Genomic DNA, 21004 nt, shown 5'->3' with positions numbered 1-21004 from the left:
TACTGCCGGAATTGCATAAATATGCATTTCCGTGGGGCGTGACGCAGTGTTGTGATGCCCGTTAATGGAAAAAGGCCGCCCGTGTATTATTACGTCGGACGGCCTTATATTATAGATGTGTGGTTTAATATCTGAACGAGCTTCCGCCCAGGAATTCGCGCAGGAGCGAAGTGGAGGGCAGGGTGTTGTAGCGTACCGGGGTGAAGTAGCGCAGGAATTTGCGCAGGCGGTAGGCCTCGGCGTACTCGTCACAGTTCTCTGGTACGAGCTCGAGCAGCGGTTCGGCCTGGCTCTTTATTACGGCCAGCTCGTATATCATTGCCGTGTTGAACATGGCATCGGCGTTCTCCTGATAGGGGAATATCCACTTGTTCTCGCCGGCGCGTACGCTCGGCCATCGGCGTATTGTCTCGCGTGCGCTCACTCCGCGATACTTGTAGTCGCGTATGATACGGCGCAGCAGGCGGTTGTCGGTGGTGGGTATGTAGTTGTGAGTGTCGAGCAATATGGTGGTGAGAGCCGACGCATATACGCGGAACTTCTGCTCCTCGGGTATGTGTGCCGTCAGTTCTGGGTTGAGTGCGTGTATTCCTTCCACGACGAGAATCTCGTTTTCTTCCAGTCTCATGCGTCGTCCGCTGCGCTCGCTCTTTCCTGTCTGGAAGTTGTATTTAGGCAGTTCCACTTCCTCACCGTTGAAAAGCGCCTTGAGCTGTTGGTTGAGCAGCGGCAGGTTGAGGGCGTAAAGACTTTCGTAGTCGTACTCGCCCTTGTCGTCCTTTGGTGTCAGCTCGCGGTCCACGAAGTAGTCGTCGAGCGATATGGGCACAGGTTTTATTCCGTTGGTGAGCAGTTGTATGGATAGTCGTTTGCACGTTGTGGTCTTTCCGCTCGACGAAGGTCCTGAGATGAGCACTACCTTCACGCCCTTGCGTCCGGCAATCTCGTCGGCTATACGCGATATCTTCTTCTCCTGCAGAGCCTCCGATATGTTTATGATGTCGTTGGTGCGGCCGTGCGCCACGGCCTCGTTGAATGTGCCTACGGTGCCTATGCCCAGCAGGTTCTGCCAGCGGTGGTGTTCCTGGAATATCTCGAACATCTTGTCCTGACGTGTCAGTTCGCCCAACCGTGACGGGTCGTCGGTCGATGGGATGCGCAGCAGCAGTCCGTCGTAATACTTCTCCAGTCCGAAGAGATAGAGCTGCGATGTGTTGGTGAGCATTGTTCCGTAGAAGTAGTCCACGTATCCGTCTATCTCATAATATGTGGTGTATATGTTTCCTATTGTCTTGAGCAGAGTCACTTTAGAGTGCGTTCCGAGCTTTCTAAACATCTCTATTGCCTCCTCTGTGGGTGCCTCGTGCCGGTGGATGGGCAGCGCGCGGTCTATTATCTCCTGCATGTGTGAGCGCAGACGTTCCACGTCCTGCAGTGTGACAGCCCTTCCTATCTGCAGGTCGCAGTAGTATCCGTTGCTCACGGGGATGTCTATCACCACGCTGCCGTCGGGGAAAATGTCGTGCACTGCCTTGCATAATACGAAGAAAAGTGTGCGTGTGTAGGCTCTCGAACCCGACGCCGAATAAAGGTCGAGAAACTCCACGTCCTTGTTGTTGTACACACGGTAGTGCATGCCTTCCACTTTGTTGTTCACCTTCGCGCTCACAGGGCCGTAGGGCATATGCATTTTATATTCATTAAAAATGTCAGAAAGTGTACTTCCTATTTCTGCTGTTAAAGTTTTTTTATTATTTTTGCAACGTATTTGTAACTTCTGTTTCATATCCGATAAGGGTTTAAGTTATTGCGAACGTAAAGATAATTTATTTTTCAGAAAGTAGATACCATCATTGAACAATCATAACATTTACATATGGTAACGCCGGATTATTTTAGTATTTTTTTGAAGATTATCGGTTCTTTGGCACTTCTGATCTATGGCATGAAAGTAATGAGTGAAGCCTTGCAGAAGATGGCCGGATCGCAGTTGCGCCATATCCTCGGCGCCATGACCACCAACCGTTTCACCGGTATGCTCACCGGAACGTTCATAACGTGCGCCGTACAGTCCTCGTCGGCCACCACGGTGATGACCGTCTCGTTTGTCAATGCCGGTCTGCTGACGCTTGCCCAGGCCATCTCCGTCATCATGGGAGCCAACATCGGCACCACACTTACGGCATGGATCATGAGTCTCGGATTCTCCGTTAACCTCATCGACTTTGTCTTTCCGGCGTTTATAGTCGGCCTTGTGCTAATCTATACGCGGCGCCACCGCTACATAGGCGACTTCCTTTTCGGTATAGCCTTCATGTTCTTCAGCCTTGTCCTGCTCAGTCAGGCGGGCAAGGAGCTGCAGCTCGACAACAATCCCGAACTTGTGGAATTCTTCAAGTCGTTCGACACAAGCAGCTATCTCACCATCATTGCATTCCTTCTTATAGGCACGGTGATAACGTGTATCGTGCAGTCATCGGCCGCCGTCATGGCCATAACCATCCTGTTGTGCTCCACCGGCGTGCTTCCAATATATCTTGGTATCGCCCTTGTCATGGGTGAGAACATCGGCACCACCGTCACTGCAAACCTTGCAGCACTCGGCGCCAATACCCAGGCCCGCCGCGCCGCACTGGCACATCTCATGTTCAACGTGTTCGGTGTTATCTGGGTTCTTGTATTCTTCTATCCGTTTGTAAATATGGTCTGCTCTATTGTCGACTACAATCCGGCCGACGGAAACGTTGGCGCACAGAAGCTGTCGATAGTACTTGCCATGTTCCATACCATGTTCAACGTATGCAACACGTTCCTTCTCATATGGTTCATACCGCAGATGGAGAAGGTGGTGTGCAAGATGATAAAGCCTTCGCGCCGCGACGAGGACGAGGACTTCCGCCTGCGTTTCATCAGCAGCGGTATCATGCAGACACCGGAGCTCTCTGTGCTTGAGGCACGTAAGGAGATAACCTCGTTTGCAGAGCGCATACAGCGCATGTTCTCTATGGTGCGCGACCTGCTCGAAACCAATAACGACGCCGACTTCGCAAAGCTCTTTGCACGCATCGAGAAATACGAGACCATCAGCGACAACATGGAGATTGAGATTGCCAAATATCTCGACAGCGTGAGCAACGCCCACCTGAGCGACGACACGAAGGCAAAGATACGCGCCATGCTGCGTGAGATTTCTGAGATTGAGAGCATCGGCGACAGCTGCTACAACATAGCCCGCACCATCAACCGCAAGATAAAAGGCAAGGAAGACTTCACCGAGGAGCAGTATCAGCATCTGCATCAGATGTTCAGTCTTACCAACGACAGCCTCACTCAGATGAATGTCATCGTGTCGGGACGTAAGGACAATCTTGACGTCAACCGTTCGTTCAATATCGAGAACGAAATAAACAACTACCGCACACAACTCAAGAGTCAGAACATCAACGACGTGAACGACCACAAGTACACATACGCCATCGGAACCATGTATATGGATATCGTGAGCGAGTGTGAGAAGCTGGCCGACTACGTTGTGAACGTTGTCGAGGTGCGCATGGGCACACGCCAGAGAGAGGCCTGATGCTTCACAATTCATGAAATGACTTTTCGCGCCTTGCGATACTGCTGCGGGCGGGACGGAGAGTGGCACTTATGCCGGCCGTCCCGCCCGCAGTGTGTTGTCTGACAGCCTGCCTGTGTCGGTTGCCGGAGGCAGGGTGAGGTGTCGGTACGCTCTGCGTACATGTGAGGTGTGTCGTCCTGTGGAGGATGAAAAATGCCGCATGGACCGTGGCTGGCGTTCCTTCACGCAATTGACACATCCGCGCCGCTGCAACCGACACATCATTAATGCAAAACCGGCGCATGTTTTCCGTATTTCTTCTCACGCATGATATAAGGGTCTTTAAAGAAAACTCAGGCGGCGTACTTACAGTTTTTCTTGACTTTTTTTTGACAAAATTTTTTCGCAAAAGAGATGTAAAGAAATGTTAAATACATTGCCATGAAGGCCTGTTCAGGCTTTGGTGCCTTATCGTATAACCTATTTAGTAATCCAGGATAATTCATATTACATCCCGATTATGCCTGTTCCAGCCTCTGTTTTCGTCCATATCATGGTGTGATATTGTGCATATCATGGCCTGATATGGGCCATATCACGTGCCGATATGGTGTTTTTCGCGTGGCGGAAAAATCTCTCTTGCATATAAACCTTTGATGTCCAGTGTTTTATAAAATTCTCTTATTTCTCGCGTATTTGCGGCCGAAGGAAAGTCATCTCGCAAATTCTCGCTTATTTTTCGGGGTAGAACCGAAAACCCGGCCGGAAAAACCGAGGGATGCTGAAAATCTGAAAGTGCGCCATATTGTCCTCCTCCGGCATAAGGCGGCAGTACCTGTGCGGGATTGAAACCTCAGTCTTTTGTTGAAAAACTGTTCCACCGGGTTTCTGCTTAACCGTCAATGTCACGTTGCAGCCAACTTTTTCAGGCCCGGCTATACATATTCCGGTTAAATTATGTATATTTGCATCGTTGAAAGGTTCGCGCCCTCGGCGCGATGAAAAGGGAACGGAGTGAGAGTCTCCGACAGTCCCGCTGCTGTGAGCAGTCCTTATCAGGAGCGAACAACGAGCCACTGGCAATTCACCGGGAAGGCGTTCGCGTCCGGACTGCGAGTCAGAAGACCTGCCTTCAATTGTCAAAACTGTTTCATGCGGTCTCGAGGAAGACTGCGCGAAATGTCCTGTTTTATCGTCAAGATATGAAGAGACTTGTGCTTTCCGCCGCGCTTGCTGCGGCCGCCGTTGCCGTCAGTGCACAGTCGCCGTCAGATTCCCTGACCGGCGGTGTGAGACACATAGACGGAGTGGAGGTGACCACCCGGCGCATCGACCGCACCGTACGTTCGGCCCGTCCCACCCAGATGCTTGAGGGTGACGAGCTGGAAAGGGCAGGCATATACACCCTTTCCGACGCTGTGAAACGCTTTGCCGGCGCCAACGTGAGGGATTATGGCGGAATAGGAGGCATGAAGACAGTGTCTGTGCGCAACCTCGGCGCCAACCATACTGCCGTGAGTTACGATGGCGTAACGGTGAGCAACACCCAGGCCGGACAGATAGACTTGAGCCGTTTTGCCACAGACAACGTGCAGAACGTGACGCTCACAATAGGCGAGGACGATGACGTCATGCAACCGGCGCGCCACTACGCATCGGCGGCAGTTCTTTCTATAACGAGCCGCAAACCCGTCTTCGCCGACGGACGCGACTGGTCGCTGCGTACCAGAGTGCGTGCCGGAAGCTGGGGACTCGTCGCTCCACAGCTGCGCTACTGGCAGAGACTGAACGAGAAACTCATGTTCTCGCTCGACGGAACATACATGTGTGCCGACGGACGCTATCCATACGAGCTGCCAAACGGCTCGGAGAAGCTCACCGACAAACGCTTCAACACCGACATATATTCATGGCAGGGCGAGGCCAATGTGTATGCGCTGCTGCCCCGCGATGGCCATCTGGATGTGAAGGCGCAGTGGTTCAGCTCGTCGCGAGGACTGCCCGGAGCCGTCATACTGTATAATACGAAGAAGTCGCACGAACGCATGTGGGACGAGGAATTCTTCACTCAGGCGGTCTATGGACAGAATCTCGGCAGCCGGCTGAAGCTGGAGGCACGTGCGAAATACGTGAATTCGTGGAACCGCTACACAGATACCGACGTGAAATATCCCACAGGCCGTTATGTAGAGACCTACCGTCAGAGCGAATATTACGGCTCGGCCACGCTGGGATGGTTCCCGCTCAAGGGCCTGTCGCTGTCGTTGGCTGAGGACGCTTTCGTAAACACCCTGCGCTCGAACGCCGAGAATCCTGCCGACCCGCGCCGTCTGACGTCGCTCACTGCCCTTGCCGCGCGCTATGCCTCGGGCCGTGTAGAGATAGGCGCAAACGTCGTAGCGACATGGGCCACAGAGCATGTGGAGCACGGCGACCGCCCCGCCGACCGCCAACAGCTGTCGCCATCGGCAGCCTTTTCGCTGCGTCTGCTGAAGAATGAAGCCCTCTATTTCAGGACGATGTATAAGCATACGTTCCGCCTGCCTACGTTCAACGACCTCTACTATGGCCAGAGCGGCACCATCACACTGAAGCCCGAGAAGGCCGACGAGTACAACATCGGACTCACATGGACAAGCCGTCGGATGGGTTGGCTGGCCTATGTCACACTCACGGCCGACGTCTATCACAACGACGTGAAGGACAAGATAGTGGCTTTCCCGACGCTTTACGTGTGGAAGATGGCCAACTTCGGCCGCGTGAGGATAAACGGACTGAACGCCACTATGGTCGCGCGCATAGAGCCGTTGCACGGTTTTGCCGCAGAGCTCAGTGCGTCGTACATGTTGCAGGAGGCGCTCGATGTGACCGATCCTGCATCCATCTACTACAAGAACCAGATACCCTACACCCCGCGCCATTCGGGCAATGCCGTGCTGACCATCCTCACCCCGTGGCTCGATGTGGCCTACACTGTGCAGATGTGCGGCAGCCGTTACGCCATGCAGCAGAACACGTCGGAGTATCAGATAGACGGTTATGCGGAGTACACGCTGTCAGTCTCGCGCGAACTGAAGTTCAGACGATGGTCGGCAATGCTCCAGGCTTCGGTGCGCAATCTTACCGATGAGCGCTACGAGGTGATAAGATACTATCCCATGCCGGGCCGGTCGGTGGAGGTGACCGCCACAATCAGTTTCTGACACAGGACGGAACGGCAGAACAATATGAACCAAATATCAATAACATAACAACAAAACAAAATGGAAATAATGAAACTATTGAGAATGAAAGCGGCCCCGCTGTGCATGCTGGCACTGGCCGCTCTGTTCACAGCTTGTGACGACAACGAGGACGACTGGTCGTGGGAGGACGAGGGTTCGCAGATAGAACTGGCCCGCACACGCGGCTTCGTGCTCAACGAGGGTTCTTACGGTGAGAACAATTCACATCTGTGCTGCTTCAACTTTGCCACTGACCAGATGTATGGCGACAAGACAACCGATATCTACGAGATACAGAACGGCCGCAAGATAGGCGATACCGGACAGGACGTCATCACATACAAAGGCAATCTGTACATGGTGGTATACAACTCCAACTACGTTGTGAAACTCAACGGTGTGGGCAAGGAAGAGGCACGCATCTCGTTTGCCGACAGAACCGACCTGGGACAGGTGCGCAACCTGGCTGCCGGTTCGGGCTACATCTACGTCACATCCTACGGTGGCTACGTGAGCCGTCTCGACGCCAACACGCTCGAGTACAAAGGCTCTGTGCAGGTGGGCCAGAATCCGGAACAGGTGACAGTGCTCGACGGTAAGATTTATTGCGTAAATTCAGGATGGGGTTATGACAACCGCATGTCCATAATCGACGAGAAGAGTTTCGACACTGCCGAGCACGTGGAGGTGATGACCAATCCGCTGAGCGTGATAGCAACCGGCGGCAAGATTGTTGTGTGCGGATACGGTTCGGCCGACTACACACAGTACACAAACCCTGTTCAGCTGTATGATCCGAAGACAGGCGAGTGCACAGAGATAGGTCACGGCACACACATAGCAGGCCGCGGCAACACGCTCTATATTGTCAACACCACAACCGACTACACCACACAGCCTTACTCCGGCACGACAGAGGTGAGCTCGTACGACCTGAAGACAGGTGCCACAAAGACCGACGTGCTGAAGAATATGCCTGAGGATTTGAAGAATTCTACCACCTACGGCATAAGCGTGAGCGACATCACCGGCGATATTTACGTATGCACAACCAACTTCATCTGGGGTGACGGCACTGTCTATCACTTCGATGCAGACGGTGACTACGTGGGCAAATTCGCTTCGGGAGGTCAGAACCCGAAGAAGGTTGTGTTCCTCAACTGACATGATTGACGTCGCCGTACACCGTCGGCGACATGACACGGTGCGGTCCGGTGGTGCGTTATGCATAGCCGGCTGTAACGTCCGGGCGCTTTTCATCATGCAGCGTCCGGTTTTTTTATGCCCTTGTTTCAGGTGTGAACGGCCTATGACATGTCGTTCTGCCGAGCATGTCGGATAACGGCATATTGTCCCGGATTTGTATATTTATGCAATTCCGACAGTAAAAAGTTTTGACAAAATAAATTCTCGAAATAGAAAACGGGGCGCGGCGATATGGGCTTTATCAGCCGGATCTTTCTTTCACGGGCAGCCGTGTTTTTCTTTCCGTAAGACATAAAAATCCAGACGGCTCTGCGGAACGGCCTTTTCCGCCCTGCGAAACAGGCTGTTTCATGGTGTGATATTGAGCATATCAGGGCCTGATATGGGCCATATCGTTGCATGATACGGGCCGTTTCGCAGCGCCATGCGGTGCCCTTTGGATTGCCGGAACGTGCAAACCTTTGACTGACAGTTACTTGTGCAACCCTCTCAAAACTCGCGAATTTGCGACCGAAGAGATTGTTGCCCGCAAATAAACGATTCTCAGAGGGTCACGGGGTAGATTTATTCATTTTTCATGCAGCACGATTGCATATTTATACATTCTGTTTCTTGCTCCATGACAGCCTTTGAGTGGCGTTTCCGCGAGCTTAATACAAGATAACGGGCGGTTAAGGAAAAATAAGAAATAAGAATTTGCCCATGTTGGAAATAATGTATAATTTTGCATGCGTTTTCGCGAAGATTATAAAACAGTAAGTAAAACAGTGTGGAAGAATTTGGCTGCTTGCAACCACGAAAAAAAATGCTAAAACGGCGGAATCGGTTTGATTGAGCCATGCGGTAGTGTCTTGCAGTGAGGAGCATTTCTTGCCTCACATAAAATAAAAACAACAAAAATGAGTTATCTCTTTTCATCAGAATCAGTGTCTGAGGGACACCCCGACAAGGTGGCCGATCAGATATCGGACGCGCTGCTCGACCAGTTTCTGGCATACGACGAGCAGGCGCATTGTGCTATCGAGACTTTTGTGACCACCGGACAGGTGGTAATCATGGGCGAGGTGCGCTCTGAAGCCTACATCGACCTTCAGACGGTGGCGCGCAAGACCATCAAACGCATTGGCTACACCAAGTCGGAATACCAGTTCGACGGCGACTCATGCGGTATCCTTACTGCCATACACGAGCAGAGCGACGACATCAATCGCGGTGTGAGTCGTGAGGACGACGAGGAGCAGGGAGCCGGCGACCAGGGAATGATGTTCGGCTATGCCACCAACGAAACGGAGAATTACATGCCTGTGGCGCTCGACCTTGCGCAGCTCATCATGCGCACACTGGCCGACATACGCAAGGAGGGCAAGGAGATGACATATCTCAGACCCGACTCGAAAAGCCAGGTTACGGTGGAATATTCGGACGACGGCGTGCCGCAGCGCATAGACACCATTGTCGTATCTACACAGCATGATCCGTTCGACGAGGACGATGAGCGTATGCTAGCAACCATAGAGAGCGACGTGAAGAACATCCTCATGCCGCGAGTTAAGGCACAGATACAGTCGGAGAAGGTGCTCGCACTCTTCGGCGACGACATAAAATACTACGTCAATCCTACCGGTAAGTTCGTAATCGGTGGCCCTCATGGCGACACCGGACTAACCGGACGCAAGATCATTGTCGACACTTACGGAGGCAAGGGTGCACACGGTGGAGGTGCCTTCTCGGGCAAGGACTCGAGCAAGGTGGACCGTTCGGCAGCCTACGCCGCACGCTACATAGCCAAGAACATGGTGGCAGCGGGCGTTGCCGACGAGATGCTCGTACAGATAAGTTATGCCATCGGCGTTGCACGTCCTGTAAGCATATACGTCAATACCTACGGACGCAGCCACGTGAACATGACCGACGGTGAGATAGCTGCAGCAATAGGACGTATTTTCGACCTCCGTCCGAAAGCCATAGAGCGCACACTCAAGCTGCGTCAGCCGATGTTCCTCGAGACTGCTGCCTACGGACACATGGGACGTAAGAACGAAGTTGTGGAGAAGACCTTCACCAGTCACTATCATCCCACACGCACCGTCAAGGTGGAACTCTTCACATGGGAGAAGCTTGACAAGGTGGACATGATAAAGGAGACATTCGGACTGAAATAATGTCCGGCACGCGGCGACGGCCTGCAACAGGCTGCGCCGCGCCACATAACAGTATTATAAGCATATTAAGACCATTATGACAACAGAGCAGGCCGACTCCATACGGCATGCGGCAGGCACGGCGGACAGCCTGGACGTCGCCGCACATACACGCCATCTTACTGTGAAGCAGGTGCTCGACCGGTTGCCGGCCGATGCCACGCCAGCACAGCAGGACTCGGCCGTGAGCGCCAATTTCGAGCCTGTAATAGTGGCGCCGAGCACACGTCCCGATACGCTCACGCTGCCCGGATACAAGCAGCAGGAGAGCATGGAAGACCTTACGCTCAACTCACTTTATCGAGAATCTTACTTCACCGGCAAACCTTGCTTCGATCCCGACCTTTATGGCGGACTGCCGGGAGTGGCTGGCGATCCGGTGCCATACAGCATAGGCCGCGACGATCTCATCACGGCGCTGCTGCTGGCATGTTTCATCTTCGGTGCGATAGCCTTCTCCAAGTCGCGCGACTTCATGTCGCGTCAGGCCCGCAAGTTCTTCCGCGCCAGCCGCGACGATGCGGAAGCGCTCACGGAAACGTCCACCGAGCTGCGCTTTCAGTTCTTTCTCATGTTGCAGACGTGTCTTCTGCTGTCGCTCGTCACGTTCTTCTACGTCCAGACTTATGTCACAGACACGTTCGTGGTCGACCAGTATGTGGTTATCGGCGTGTTCTTTGTGATATTCGTTGTCTACGTCATGCTCAAGATGTTGCTGCAATGGCTGTGCGGCATGGTGTTCTTCAGCCGTCGCCGCAATGAGTCGTGGATGAAGTCGTTGCTGTTCATCATGTCCATAGAAGGGCAGTGTCTGCTGCCTGTAGTGCTCCTTCAGACCTACTTCGGCTTTTCTGTCGGCAACACGCTCATATTGACATCAGTTGTCTTGATATTGTCTAAAATACTGTCATTTTATAAGATTTATAACATCTTTTTTCGACGCAGGGAATCCTTTGTGCAATTTTTTTTGTACTTTTGTGCCCTGGAAATAATGCCAGTGTTTGCTTTGCTCGGCATTCTGGTCATGACGAGCGATTATTTGAAAGTGAATTTCTAATAAACCAAAGATGATAAAGAAGATTTTAATATCTCAACCCCAACCGACAAGCGAGAAATCTCCTTATTACGATATAGCCAAGGAATTTAACGTGGAGCTTGTGTTCAGACCGTTCATTAAAGTCGAAGGACTGAGTTCGAAAGAGTTCCGTCAGCAGAAGATAAATATCCTCGACTATACAGCTATCGTCTTCACATCGCGTCATGCCATAGACAATTTCTTCAAGCTGGCAAAGGAAATGCGTGTGGAGATACCTGAAGACATGAAGTATTTCTGTGTCACAGAGACCATTGCTCTCTACATACAGAAGTACGTGCAGTATCGCAAGCGTAAGGTGTTTTTCGGAACCACAGGCAAGATAAACGATCTGCTGCCCACCATGGTGAAGCACAAGGGAGAGAAATATCTTGTTCCGATGAGCGAGGTTCACAACGACGATGTGAAGAATCTGCTCGATTCCAAGAAGCTTACACACACCGAATGTGTGATGTACCGCACTGTGAGCAACGACTTCACGGAGGAAGAGGTTAAGGCATTCGACTACGACATGCTCGTATTCTTCTCGCCGATGGGTATCAAGTCTTTCAAGAAGAATTTCCCCGATCTTAAGAACGGCAGCCTGCGCATAGCCACATTCGGACCGGCTACAGCCAAAGCCGTTGCGGAGAACGGATTGTCTCTCGACCTCGAGGCTCCGACAGCCGAGCATCCTTCTATGACAAACGCACTGAAGGCTTATCTTAAGAAAAACAAGTAAAAACTATCCCAAGACGCCGGAGCAATGCAGGCAGGCAGGGCTTTCACACTGAAAAAGGAGGAGCGTATAACGAGCCGCAAGCTCATGGACAAGCTCTTCAACGGAGGCGGAAGCCGTGCCATGACTTCGTTTCCGGTACGGATGGTGTATTTGGAAGTAGAGCGTGAGTCGGAGGACGAACCGCAGGCAAAAGTGCTTGTGAGCGTGTCGAAACGCCATTTCAAGCGTGCCGTGAAGCGCAACAGGGTGAAACGCCAGCTGCGCGAGGCCTACCGCAAGAACAAACACATTGTTCTCGACCGCATGCAGACACGTCCCGGCAGGACGGTGGCGCTGGCTTTGATATGGCTTGACAACAATCTGCACGACACAGCCAATGTGGAAGGACACGTGCGCAACCTGCTTGTCAGACTCAGCGAGAAGTTATGAACGCACTGAAACGCATACTTTCGTTCCTGTCACATTGTCTTGCATGTGTGCTTGTTGTGCCGGTGGTGTTCTATCAGAAAATAATAAGTCCGTTCACTCCGCCTTCATGTCGTTTCACTCCCACTTGTTCCGAATATGCGCGTCAGGCGTTGCTCAAGCACGGACCGGTGAAAGGTCTTTACCTCGCTGTGAGACGCCTGCTCCGATGTCATCCGTGGGGAGGAAGCGGATACGATCCGGTGCCCTGAGCGGAAGACATGCGGCCGGAATAAGGTAAGGTCGTGGCGGAATCTCCGGAAAATATTTAATCCATAACTGTAAATCCCTAAAAAACATATATCCGATGATTAAGAATTTTGTTGAAGAACTGCGCTGGCGCGGTATGCTTGCGCAGATAATGCCGGGAACTGAGGAACTTCTGCAGAAGGAAATGGTTACGGCATATCTCGGCACCGACCCGACGGCCGACTCTTTGCACATAGGCCACCTGTGCGGTATCATGATGCTGCGCCATCTGCAGCGCTGCGGACACAAGCCTATAATACTCGTCGGCGGTGCGACAGGAATGATCGGCGACCCTTCAGGTAAGAGTCAGGAACGCAATCTTCTTGATACAGAGACTCTCTATCACAACCAGGAGTGCATCAAGAAACAGGTTTCGAAGTTTCTCGATTTCAACGCTGAGGGCGAGAACAAGGCTGAAATGGTGAACAACTACGACTGGATGAAGGACTTCACCTTCCTCGATTTCGCACGTACAGTGGGCAAGCACATCACCGTAAACTATATGATGGCCAAGGAGAGCGTGCAGCAGCGACTCAACGGAACGTCACGCGACGGTCTGTCTTTCACCGAGTTCACATACCAGCTGCTCCAGGGCTACGACTTCCTTTATCTCTATAAGACCAAGGGATGCAAGTTGCAGCTCGGCGGAAACGACCAGTGGGGCAACATGACAACGGGTACTGAGCTCATCAGACGTACTCTGGGCAACGAGGCTGAGGCCTTTGCGCTCACATGTCCGCTCATCACCAAGGCCGACGGCAAGAAGTTCGGAAAGACCGAAAGCGGCAATGTATGGCTCGACCGCAACCGTACCACACCGTACGCTTTCTATCAGTTCTGGCTCAATGTGAGCGACGACGACGCAGAACGCTATATAAAGATATTCACAAGTCTGGACAAAGAGACCATCGACGGACTCGTGGAGCAGCACAAGGCAGACCCGGGACTGCGCGTGCTTCAGAAACGTCTTGCTGACGAAATCACCGTTATGGTTCACTCTGAAGAGGACCTCGAGATGGCGAAAGAGGCTTCTGGCATTCTCTTCGGAAAGGGAACCAAGGAGACACTGCAGAAGATAGACGAGGCAACTCTGCTCAACATCTTCGAGGGTGTGCCGCACTTCGACCTGCCGAAAGACAAGCTCGGACAGCCGGCCGTTGATCTCTTCACAAGCGACGAGGCCAAGGTGTTTGCAAGCAAAGGCGAGATGCGCAAGCTCGTTCAGGGCGGCGGAGTGTCGCTCAACAAGGAGAAGCTGGCAGCGTTCGACCGCATCGTGACAGCCGAAGACCTCATCGACGGCAAGTATCTGCTCGTACAGCGCGGAAAGAAAAACTATTATCTCATCACAGTGAAGTAATAATAACATCATCATAAAACAGGAAAAGCCGCTTCTGAGCGGCTTTTCTTGTTATACGGGTGTGGTTTTGTATTGTTCAGCAGCGGACATGACGCTGCGTGATATGGCGCTTTATGCCGTGTAGTGCGGGTTATGCCATAATATAAGGGGCATCTTTTCATGAATAACAGGACATTTCCTTATTGTATATTATAAGGTGTGATGTTGTGTAATGCAGATGCGTTAGAAATTCAATGGTGATTGGTTCTAACGGATAGACCGCGGCATCAATTCCGAATAAGCGTTGCCCGTCTCTGCGTGGATGAATCCGTCAAGCATTCTTTCAGATTGTAAGCATGTTGCGGTTTTTCCGTCCGGGTTTTCTGATCTACCCCGAAAAAAAAGCGAGAATTTGCGAGCGGACTTTCCTTCGTCCGCAAATACGCGAGAAATGAGAGTTTTATACAAACTGTTGTATATCAAGGGTTTACATCCCGTATCAATTTTTCCGCCACGCGAAACGCACCGTTTCGGCACGTGATATGGCCTATATCAGGCCATGATATGCACAATATCACACCATGATATGGACGAAAACAGAGGCTGAAACAGGCATAATCGGGATGTAATATGAATTATCCGGGATTCATAAACAGGGTATACGATAAGGCACCAAAGCCTGAACAGGCCTTTATGATGGTGTATTTAACATTTCTTTACATCTCTTTCACGAATTTATTTTGTCAAAAAAAAGTCAAGAAAATCTGTAAGTCCGTCGCCGGAGTTTTCTTTAAACACCCTGATATTAGGCGTGAGAAAAAGTACGGGAAGCATGTGCTGGTCATTGGAAAATGATTAATCGGTCGCGGCAATGTTATTCTATCATTATGTGATGAAATGCCTTCACGGCGTTATGCCGTATCGCATTGACAGGAAGTTTACCGCTGTTCTGTGGTGCTTTATGAATAAAACATACCTTCGCCGAATCTCTGCCGGGCCGGTATGAAAAGCCGTTTTGCACCGTATAATCAAGGAATTCAGCTATCAAAAAAAGCGTCCGATCTGCTGACCGAACGCTTTTTCGTTGTCCCAGGCGGACTCGAACCACCACTGACAGAACCAAAAACTGTAGTGCTACCATTACACCATAGGACAAATTCGCATGCAAAGATAGTTGTTTTCCGCGCTATCACCAAATTTTTTACATCATTTTTTTATTGTATGCATATCCGGTAATATGCAGTAAAGGCACTGTTATACAGTGCAATAAGTATTCCACAACGAAATGTTATGGCACTTTGTGGCTTATGAAATATAAATTTATAAATATTTTTAATCAAAATTCAGTGCTATTTGAGGAATAATTTCTATTTTTGCAATATACCGCATTGATGCACAGAAAAGTGCATGTACATATCAGATAGCTTACAAATATAAATTTAAACGGTAAATGGGTAGGACATATATTAATAACACTGACAGGAACTCAGTGCTTATAGTGGCCGTGCTGTTGGGAGACCTGCTGATATTGAATTTGCTTTATTATTTCTTCCTCATAAATTTCGGATGTAATGAGGGCACGGCATCGGCACGCCAGACCATGCTTATGGCATCGGTCATATATCTTCTCTGCACGTCGCGCAATGGTGTCGTGCTTTATAAGAAACATGCTACCAGATTCAAGATTGTGACGCGTGTGATACGCAATATGCTGTATTATTCGGTGTTCGGTTCAATCATTCTCTGGTATGGAGACTACAACTATCTGCCTTTCCCGATGCTTCTTCTTTTCTGGTCTTCGTCGGCCATACTGATAATATTGTTCAGATTTCTTGTCAGAAGTCTGGTTGTCTTTTACCGTTCTACCTCAAAAACACTGCGTAAGGTGGCCTTTGTCGGCAGTTACGACAATATCATATCTCTTTACAACGAGATGGTGTCGTCGCCTTATAAAGGCTATGAGATTGCCGGATATTTTGACGATGCGCCCAACAGTAAGTTTCCGGAGGAATGCAAGTATATAGGCAAACCGGCTATGGTTACGTCTTTTCTGAAGGAACACGAGGACATACAGGAGGTGTACTGCTGTCTTCCTTCGGTGCGCAAGAACGAGATTCTGCCGATAATAAACCATTGTATAAGGAATATGGTGCACTTCTACAGTGTGCCCAACGTGACCAACTATCTGCATCACCGCATGTTCTTCAACATGTTCGGCAGTGTGCCTTATCTCAGCCTTTACCGCGAGCCGCTGAGTAAGGTGGGCAACCGCCTTATCAAACGTCTGTTTGATGTGTGCTTCTCATTCTTGTTTCTGGTCACGCTCTTCCCGTTTATTCTTATCGTAGTAAGCATAATCACGAAGCTGACAATGCCCGGACCGATATTCTTCCGTCAGTTGCGCAGCGGCATAAACGGCAAGGAATTCTATTGTCTTAAGTTCCGCAGCATGAAGGTGAACGACCAGGCCGACACGCTACAGGCAACCAAGGACGACCCGAGAAAGACAAAATGGGGCAACATAATGCGCAAGACAAACATCGATGAATTCCCGCAGTTCATCAACGTACTGCTCGGACAGATGAGTGTTGTGGGCCCGCGTCCGCACATGGTGAAGCAGACCGAAGACTATTCGAAGGTGATAAACGAGTACATGGTGCGCCATTATATGAAACCGGGAATTACCGGATGGAGTCAGGTGACGGGCTATCGCGGCGAGACAAAGGAGCTGTCGCAGATGGAAAAACGTGTGGATCACGACATCTGGTATATGGAGCACTGGAGCTTCGGACTCGATCTTTACATTATATACAAGACGATTGCAAACGTATTCCTGGGCGACAAGAACGCATATTAAGCGTCAGCTGGTTCGTCCGGAGACGTATAAATAAAAACAGAGACAGGCTTAGTGAAGTCATTTCACAGCCTGTCTCTGTTTTATTTATGTAAGTCCCTGCACGGCGGAAAGAGTGCTCCTGTGCGTCTGTAGGCGCCTTGTGTGGAGTCTGTTTCTGCGTTGCGGGATGTATGTTACGGTGTCGTGGAGACATCATCCGGCAACTCAGGCCGGATGATATGTTGTCTTACACGTAAGTCTCGAGGAATTTCACCGTACCCTCAACCTTCAGTTCCTTTGTTGTTGCAGGCACGAGGATGCTCTCTCCGGCCTTCAGACTTGTCACGTTGCCTTCGTTGTCGGTTATTGTGGCTTCGCCTTTCAGACCTATGAGGATAACGAAGCTGTCGAGCTCGGAGTAGTCGATTGTCATCGGTTCGTCCAGATCGTAGACAGCAGTGCAGAAGTACGGGCACTTCACGAGCGACACACCCATGTTCTTTGTGGGCAGATAGTTGGTGCGGTAGTTGTCCTCCACGTTGTAGTTGATGCACTCGGCAGCCTGCTTAGTGTGCAGTTCGCGGTAGTTGCCGTCCTTGTCCTTGCGCTTGAAGTCGTATATTCTGTATGTCACGTCGCTTGTCTGCTGAATCTCGGCAAGAAAACATCCTGTGCCGATGGCGTGTATACGGCCGGCCGGAAGGAAGAAGCAGTCACCCTCCTTCACGTCGTATTTGGCTATAGCGTCGACAATTGTGTCGTTCTCTACCATTGCCGCATACTCTTCAGGAGTGATTTTTTTCTTCAGTCCGCACAGCAGAGACGCGTCCTTCTCTGAATCCATCAGATACCACATTTCGGTTTTTCCGCGTTCCTTGCCCTGCATTTTTGCAATCTCATCAGTAGGATGCACCTGAATGGAAAGATCCTGACGTGCGTCTATAAACTTGATGAGCAGCGGGAACTCGTTGCCGAAGCGCTTGTAGTTCTCCTTGCCGAGCAGCTGGTCTTTCATCTGTTCAACAACCTCGTTGAGGCTCTTTCCTTCAAATTCGCCTTCGCTTACGGTTGTCTCGTTGCCCTTCACTCCGGATATCTCCCAGCTTTCGCCCACGTTCTCCTGTTCAACATTGAGGTGTTTGAAAGGGATGATCTTGTCGCCGCCCCATATGGTTGACTTGAGCAGCGGATTGAATTTTAATGGTTTCATGATGCAGTTGTTTTTATAGTTATTTGTAATTGAGAGCTTGTCTTGCTGTATGATTCGTGTCATCAGAGCTGTTTCCGTCGTTGCGTCTGTGTACTTCCGGTCAGTTGTCTTTCCAGAAAGCCGATGTGAATATCACAAGAACGGAGAATATCTCGAGACGTCCTATGAGCATAAGCATTGTGCATATCCACTTCACGTTGTCCGGAAGCGTGCTCCATGACATTGTCGGTCCGATGTCGGTTCCGAGAGCCGGTCCCACGTTGCCGATGCTGCTGAGCGTTATTGTAACTGCGTTGGTGCTCTCCAGTCCCTGTGCTATGAAGAAGAACGAGCACACCAGACACAGTATGAGATCAACTGTGAGAAAGGCCAGAAGCGTTACTCTTTTGTTGTTCGGCACGTTTATCTTGTCTACTTTCAGCGGAAGCACTGCGTTGGGATGCAGTATCTGTCGGAACTCGCTTTTGACAATCTTAAGCAGCATGACGCCTCTGATACATTTCATACCGCCGCTTGTCGAACCCGAACATGCTCCGACAAACATGCAGACAGACAGGACCACCCACGTGACATGCGGCCAAAGGCCGGCGTCGTCGCTGTAGAAGCCTGTTGTGGTGATGAATGCTATGACCTGGAACATGCTGCTTCGCAATGCATGTTCTATTCCGTAGCCGTTCTGTCTTATCAGTTCGAACGCGATGAAGAGAGAGAACAGTGCCACCAAGATGAAATAAAGCCTGAATTCTGAGTTGCCGAACAACTCTCTGAACTTGAGTTTAGCTATAGTGAAGTAGAGCATCGTGAAGTTTGTTCCTGCCAGAAAGCAGAACAGTATGGCGCTGTATTCTATTCCTGTACTGTGGAAATGGGCTATGCTGGCGTTGTGTGTGGCAAATCCTCCCGTGGCTGTTGTCGACATCGAATAGTTGATTGCGTCAAACCAGTCCATTCCGAAGAACATGTAGCTCAGGGCGCATGCCAGTGTCAGAATGAGATAGACGCTTCCTATCCATTTTGAGTTTGTGGAAAGCTTCGGGTGGAGTTTCATTCTGATAGGTCCTGTCGCTTCGGCTGCGAATATCTTAACAGAACCGCCGATGAGTGAAGGCAGCAGCGCTACTGTGAAGAACACGATACCAAGACCTCCTATCCAGTGGGTGAGCGAACGCCAGAACAGTATGGCGTGGGGAAGACACTCCACGTCGTCTATTATGGTTGCGCCTGTCGTGGTGAATCCTGACATTGTTTCGAAGTATGCGTCGGTGAAACTCTTTATGTATCCTCCGGTGATAAAAGGCAGTGTGCCGAACAGGCTGAAGAGTACCCACGCCAGTGTCACCACCAGATAGGCGTCACGGCGCGAGAGCATGTTGTCGCAGTTGCGTCCCATGTATCGCAGCACCGCACCGCACGCCGTGGTTATGGCTACGGCGCTGAGAAATGCGTTGGTGTCGTCCTCGCCGTAGCTCAGTGCCATGATAAGACACATCGTCATCAGCGCAGCCTCGATGAAAAGCAGCGATCCTATGATCTTGTATATGATTTTAAGGTTTATCATATGAACAGCTTTTCTATTTTCTTCATGTTCATATCGTGGCAGAACACCACTACCGAGTCGCCCGCATTGATGCGTGTGTTACCCGAAACGAGCATACCTTTGCCGTCTCTCACCAGGCCGCCTATGGTCATGCCTTTGGGCAGTCCGAGGTCCTTCACTTCCTTTTTGGTTATCTTGGAGCCCTCTTTCGGAATGAACTCTGCCACGTCGGCGTTGGCTGCCATGAGGAATCTTACGTTGCTGACGTTGGCATCGAGCATCATCTGATATATGTGGCTTGCGGCTATTGCCTTCTTGTTGATTATTGTTCCGATGTCAAGGCTTTCGGCCATACTTATATAATCGATGTTCTCCACCATGGCCACTGTCTTGCGGACACCGAGTCTTTTGGCTGTGAGACACGCCAGAATGTTGGTCTCGGCGTTGCCTGTCAGCGCCACGAAGGCCTGTGTGTTTCTGACGCCTTCTTCCGTAAGCAGCGTTATGTCGCGTCCGTCGCCGTTTATGATGAGCGTTTTGTCGTTGTCGAATATGTTGTTCAGCTGCTCACAGCGCGCCTCGTCGGCCTCAATTATTTTGGCATCCATGTAGTAAGGCATGTTTTTGACGGCTCTAACGGCAGTCGCTCCTCCGCCCATTATCATCACGTTCTTCACGTCGGCATAATGCTCTTTGCCTACAATCTGGCGTATATAGGGTATGTACTGGCGTGTGGTCATGAAGTATGCCATGTCGTAAAGCTGCAGCGAGTCGTTACCTCCGGGGATGATGGTCTCGTTCATTCGTTTTATGGCCACCACATGGTAAGGGTCGTCCGGTCCGCAGAGCGTGCGCAGAGGTTGGTTCAGTATTTCGCAGCTCTCTCTGAGTTTGATTCCCATCATCACGAGAGCGCCGTCGTGCACCTCCCAACGCTGTCTCACCCACGACATCTTCAAGCCGTTGATTATGTCGGTAGCCGCGAGCATTTCAGGATAGATTAGCGAGCTGATGCCGAGTTGTTTGAAAAGCTCCTGTGTGTCGTGTTCCATGTATTCGGCATTGTCTATCTTGGCCACAGTCTTCTTTGCACCCATTGCCTTTGCCAGAATGCAGGCCGTTATGTTGGTGTTCTCGTCGGGTGTTACGGCTATGAACAGGTCGGTATCCTCAGCTCCTGCCTCCTTCAGCGCCTTCACGCTTGTGGGTGATGAGTTTATGGTGAGGAGGTCGAGGTCGGTTTCGCTGCGTTCGAGTCTTTCCTCGTCTTCGTCCATGAGTATTATGTTCTCATGCTCTCGCGCGAACAGCCGCGCCAGATGAGTGCCTATGGCATATGCGCCGGCGATGATGATCTTCAT

At 50.8% G+C, this 21004-nt stretch carries 14 protein-coding genes, 1 tRNA gene and 1 riboswitch; of the genes, 10 read left to right on the top strand and 5 right to left on the bottom strand.

Annotated features, from left to right (window positions below; translation table 11 throughout):
- Nucleotides 1–124: 124 nt before the first annotated feature.
- The gene (locus WKT13_RS00575; RefSeq protein ID WP_298620223.1) at nt 125–1786 is read right to left on the bottom strand and encodes a nucleoside kinase; all 1662 of its coding nucleotides are present in this window, start codon (nt 1784–1786) and stop codon (nt 125–127) included.
- A 90-nt stretch (nt 1787–1876) separates the two neighbouring features.
- Here WKT13_RS00575 and WKT13_RS00570 point away from each other — a divergent pair, with 90 nt between their 5' ends.
- The 9 genes from WKT13_RS00570 (at nt 1877) to tyrS (ending at nt 14081) form a co-directional block, all read left to right on the top strand.
- A complete protein-coding gene (locus tag WKT13_RS00570) occupies nt 1877–3580 on the top strand; it encodes a Na/Pi cotransporter family protein (RefSeq protein WP_340322414.1) in 1704 nt (567 codons plus the stop codon).
- Between the two features lie 942 nt (nt 3581–4522).
- Nucleotides 4523–4710: riboswitch (cobalamin riboswitch) on the top strand.
- 54 nt (nt 4711–4764) lie between these two features.
- Entirely contained in the window at nt 4765–6765 is a 2001-nt protein-coding gene (locus tag WKT13_RS00565) for a TonB-dependent receptor (RefSeq protein ID WP_340322413.1), read from the top strand.
- Nucleotides 6766–6834: 69 nt separating this feature from the next.
- Nucleotides 6835–7950 (top strand): YncE family protein, encoded by a 1116-nt coding sequence (locus tag WKT13_RS00560; RefSeq protein ID WP_340322412.1) that lies wholly within the window; start codon nt 6835–6837, stop codon nt 7948–7950.
- Nucleotides 7951–8891: 941 nt separating this feature from the next.
- Nucleotides 8892–10154 (top strand): methionine adenosyltransferase, encoded by a 1263-nt coding sequence (metK, locus tag WKT13_RS00555; protein ID WP_340322411.1) that lies wholly within the window; start codon nt 8892–8894, stop codon nt 10152–10154.
- Between the two features lie 76 nt (nt 10155–10230).
- A complete protein-coding gene (locus WKT13_RS00550) occupies nt 10231–11250 on the top strand; it encodes a DUF4271 domain-containing protein (RefSeq protein WP_298620235.1) in 1020 nt (339 codons plus the stop codon).
- A 10-nt stretch (nt 11251–11260) separates the two neighbouring features.
- Nucleotides 11261–12007 carry a uroporphyrinogen-III synthase gene (locus tag WKT13_RS00545; RefSeq protein ID WP_340322410.1) on the top strand — a complete coding sequence of 249 codons (747 nt, stop codon included), beginning with the start codon at nt 11261–11263 and terminating at the stop codon, nt 12005–12007.
- Nucleotides 12008–12031: 24 nt separating this feature from the next.
- The gene (gene rnpA, locus WKT13_RS00540; protein ID WP_340322409.1) at nt 12032–12436 is read left to right on the top strand and encodes a ribonuclease P protein component; all 405 of its coding nucleotides are present in this window, start codon (nt 12032–12034) and stop codon (nt 12434–12436) included.
- Nucleotides 12433–12684, top strand: coding sequence for a membrane protein insertion efficiency factor YidD (yidD, locus tag WKT13_RS00535; RefSeq protein WP_298620241.1), 252 nt, complete (start codon nt 12433–12435; stop codon nt 12682–12684). The genes rnpA and yidD overlap by 4 nt, the downstream gene beginning before the upstream one ends.
- A gap of 95 nt (nt 12685–12779) precedes the next feature.
- On the top strand, nt 12780–14081 hold the full coding sequence (gene tyrS / locus WKT13_RS00530; RefSeq protein ID WP_298620244.1) for a tyrosine--tRNA ligase: 1302 nt from the start codon (nt 12780–12782) through the stop codon (nt 14079–14081).
- A gap of 1063 nt (nt 14082–15144) precedes the next feature.
- Here the strand turns inward: tyrS and WKT13_RS00525 are convergent.
- A tRNA-Gln gene (locus WKT13_RS00525) sits at nt 15145–15215 on the bottom strand.
- A 295-nt stretch (nt 15216–15510) separates the two neighbouring features.
- Between WKT13_RS00525 and WKT13_RS00520 the strand changes: the two genes are divergently transcribed.
- A complete protein-coding gene (locus WKT13_RS00520) occupies nt 15511–16917 on the top strand; it encodes an undecaprenyl-phosphate glucose phosphotransferase (protein ID WP_340322408.1) in 1407 nt (468 codons plus the stop codon).
- A 226-nt stretch (nt 16918–17143) separates the two neighbouring features.
- On the opposite strand, the gene WKT13_RS00515 is transcribed toward WKT13_RS00520, so the two are convergent.
- The 3 genes from WKT13_RS00515 to trkA form a co-directional block, all read right to left on the bottom strand.
- A complete protein-coding gene (locus tag WKT13_RS00515; RefSeq protein WP_298620248.1) occupies nt 17144–18106 on the bottom strand; it encodes a type I phosphomannose isomerase catalytic subunit in 963 nt (320 codons plus the stop codon).
- 100 nt (nt 18107–18206) lie between these two features.
- On the bottom strand, nt 18207–19664 hold the full coding sequence (locus WKT13_RS00510; RefSeq protein WP_298620249.1) for a TrkH family potassium uptake protein: 1458 nt from the start codon (nt 19662–19664) through the stop codon (nt 18207–18209).
- On the bottom strand, nt 19661–21004 hold the full coding sequence (trkA, locus tag WKT13_RS00505) for a Trk system potassium transporter TrkA (RefSeq protein ID WP_298620250.1): 1344 nt from the start codon (nt 21002–21004) through the stop codon (nt 19661–19663). The genes WKT13_RS00510 and trkA overlap by 4 nt, the downstream gene beginning before the upstream one ends.

The organism is Prevotella sp. HCN-7019 (genome assembly GCF_037890215.1).
Lineage (GTDB): Bacteria > Bacteroidota > Bacteroidia > Bacteroidales > Bacteroidaceae > Prevotella.
Note: the sequence above shows the minus strand (reverse complement) of the source record. Positions and strands in the feature narration are given on the sequence as shown.

What these genes read in the sequence shown, in the direction of transcription:
- WKT13_RS00575 (WP_298620223.1), bottom strand. Translation starts at nt 1,786, where the DNA reads ATGAAACAGAAGTTACAAATACGTTGCAAAAATAATAAAAAAACTTTA.
- WKT13_RS00515 (WP_298620248.1), bottom strand. Translation starts at nt 18,106, where the DNA reads ATGAAACCATTAAAATTCAATCCGCTGCTCAAGTCAACCATATGGGGC.
- metK (WP_340322411.1), top strand. Translation starts at nt 8,892, where the DNA reads ATGAGTTATCTCTTTTCATCAGAATCAGTGTCTGAGGGACACCCCGAC.
- yidD (WP_298620241.1), top strand. Translation starts at nt 12,433, where the DNA reads ATGAACGCACTGAAACGCATACTTTCGTTCCTGTCACATTGTCTTGCA.
- rnpA (WP_340322409.1), top strand. Translation starts at nt 12,032, where the DNA reads ATGCAGGCAGGCAGGGCTTTCACACTGAAAAAGGAGGAGCGTATAACG.
- WKT13_RS00520 (WP_340322408.1), top strand. Translation starts at nt 15,511, where the DNA reads ATGGGTAGGACATATATTAATAACACTGACAGGAACTCAGTGCTTATA.
- WKT13_RS00565 (WP_340322413.1), top strand. Translation starts at nt 4,765, where the DNA reads ATGAAGAGACTTGTGCTTTCCGCCGCGCTTGCTGCGGCCGCCGTTGCC.
- tyrS (WP_298620244.1), top strand. Translation starts at nt 12,780, where the DNA reads ATGATTAAGAATTTTGTTGAAGAACTGCGCTGGCGCGGTATGCTTGCG.
- WKT13_RS00560 (WP_340322412.1), top strand. Translation starts at nt 6,835, where the DNA reads ATGAAACTATTGAGAATGAAAGCGGCCCCGCTGTGCATGCTGGCACTG.
- WKT13_RS00550 (WP_298620235.1), top strand. Translation starts at nt 10,231, where the DNA reads ATGACAACAGAGCAGGCCGACTCCATACGGCATGCGGCAGGCACGGCG.
- WKT13_RS00545 (WP_340322410.1), top strand. Translation starts at nt 11,261, where the DNA reads ATGATAAAGAAGATTTTAATATCTCAACCCCAACCGACAAGCGAGAAA.
- WKT13_RS00570 (WP_340322414.1), top strand. Translation starts at nt 1,877, where the DNA reads ATGGTAACGCCGGATTATTTTAGTATTTTTTTGAAGATTATCGGTTCT.
- WKT13_RS00510 (WP_298620249.1), bottom strand. Translation starts at nt 19,664, where the DNA reads ATGATAAACCTTAAAATCATATACAAGATCATAGGATCGCTGCTTTTC.
- trkA (WP_298620250.1), bottom strand. Translation starts at nt 21,004, where the DNA reads ATGAAGATCATCATCGCCGGCGCATATGCCATAGGCACTCATCTGGCG.